Here is a 1,530-nt window from a genome sequence, read left to right on the forward strand (position 1 = left end):
CCCTGCTCAACGCGCCCCCCGCCCGCGGCCCGGTTCTCCCGGCCCGGCGCTGACGTCACTCCCCGCCGTCCTCCCGGCCGGCGTTCCCGCCCGTCCCTCGTGCCCCTCCCGTCTCCCCCGCCATCCCGGCCGCCGCCTCGTGCATCGCGAGTTCCAGCAGGGACGGGTCGGTGAGGGTGCCCGCGCCGTCCGGCGGGATCAGCCAGCGCATCCCGCCGCTCGCCCGGCCCGGGTACGGGACGACGATCCAGGTGCCGTGGCCCGCCCCTCGTACCCCCGTACCGAGCCAGCGGGCAGCGGTCCCCGGCGGTACGAAGAAGCCCATCCGGGAGTCGCCGAGGTCGGCCAGGACCGGTCCTGGCCGGTCGACGAGCCTGGTCAGCACGTCGAGGGTCGGATAGCCGAGATTGGCGGGAAGGATCAGTACGTCCCAGCGGCGGCCGGCGGGGAGGAGCGCGATCCCGAGCGGATCGCGTTCCCATTCCCACCGGCAGGCCTCGGGATCCGGCGCCACCGATGCCAGCCACTCCACCGCGCCGTGTGCGCCCGAGCCAGTCATGTGCCCGGCCTCCCATCCGTATTGTTGGACAGTGTGTCCACAAGAGGCGAGACACCGGTGGCGCCGGTCGATGACGCAGGTTCGGGCGACCACTTGCCAGTGATCTGACTCACACGGAAGCGGTGCGAGGGCTTCCAACGCGCTCGCCGGGGTGCTCCGTTCACCACCAGGACGTGGGATAGACCTCTCGCTGGAGACGGGACGAAAGCATCTGCACCAGTACGAGCAGCGCCGCGCCGACGGCCAGCAGGGGTACGAAGCTGTTGGCGGGCGGGTCGGTGAGCATGATCATGACAGCGGTTGCCATGGCCGGCGGATGGGCCGCCCTGACCAGGAGCGCGAATCCGCAGGCCGCCCCGCAGGCCACGGCGGCGGCCCAGGGGCCGTGCCAGCCGAGGGCGAGAACCCCGAAGCTGACAAGGCACGACAGCATATGGCCGCCGATGACATGGCGAGGCTGTGCGACCGGCGCCTCGGGGGTCGCGGTAATGATCGCCGTCGTGGCCGCGAGCGGCGGTATCAGCACGGTCTGGTCGGTGAGTGTCCCGACGGCCACCAGGACCGCCAGCGCGAACGACGTGGTGATGGCCGCCGAGGCGACCCTCGCCGGATGGGCCGGGACACTTCCGCCCTTGGCAGGCCGGACAAACCTCATGAGTCCGACGCTCTCGCCCGGCAGGAAGGCATGCTGTGGCAGAGCGCCGTCAAGGCGCGCGGAATCAGCACGGGAACAACTCCAAAACCGTCCCCGCTTCCTGACCACGGCGGCTCGTCGTCCGTGAAGCCGGGGAACACACCCAAGATCTTGAGGCCGCCGGCCACGGCCTGTCCAAGTCGGGCTTTCGATCGCTTGATCGACGCCGTCGATCGATGCGGCGTGCGGTGTCACCACCGGTAGCACGGAGCCTGGGCCCTGTCCGGACAGGCCCTAGTAGTGCTTCGTTAGGTTGGTTTGATCGTGCGGTTGGTGG

Annotated in this window: 2 protein-coding genes; both read right to left on the minus strand. The window is 70.6% G+C overall.

Annotated features, from left to right (window positions below):
- Positions 1-55: 55 nt before the first annotated feature.
- Positions 56-559 (minus strand): hypothetical protein, encoded by a 504-nt coding sequence (locus WH07_RS35840; RefSeq protein ID WP_046509474.1) that lies wholly within the window; start codon positions 557-559, stop codon positions 56-58.
- 160 nt (positions 560-719) lie between these two features.
- A complete protein-coding gene (locus tag WH07_RS35845) occupies positions 720-1,214 on the minus strand; it encodes an HPP family protein (RefSeq protein ID WP_046509476.1) in 495 nt (164 codons plus the stop codon).
- Positions 1,215-1,530: the final 316 nt, after the last annotated feature.

This window comes from Streptomyces odonnellii (genome assembly GCF_000981895.1).
Taxonomy (GTDB): Bacteria; Actinomycetota; Actinomycetes; order Streptomycetales; family Streptomycetaceae; genus Streptomyces; species Streptomyces odonnellii.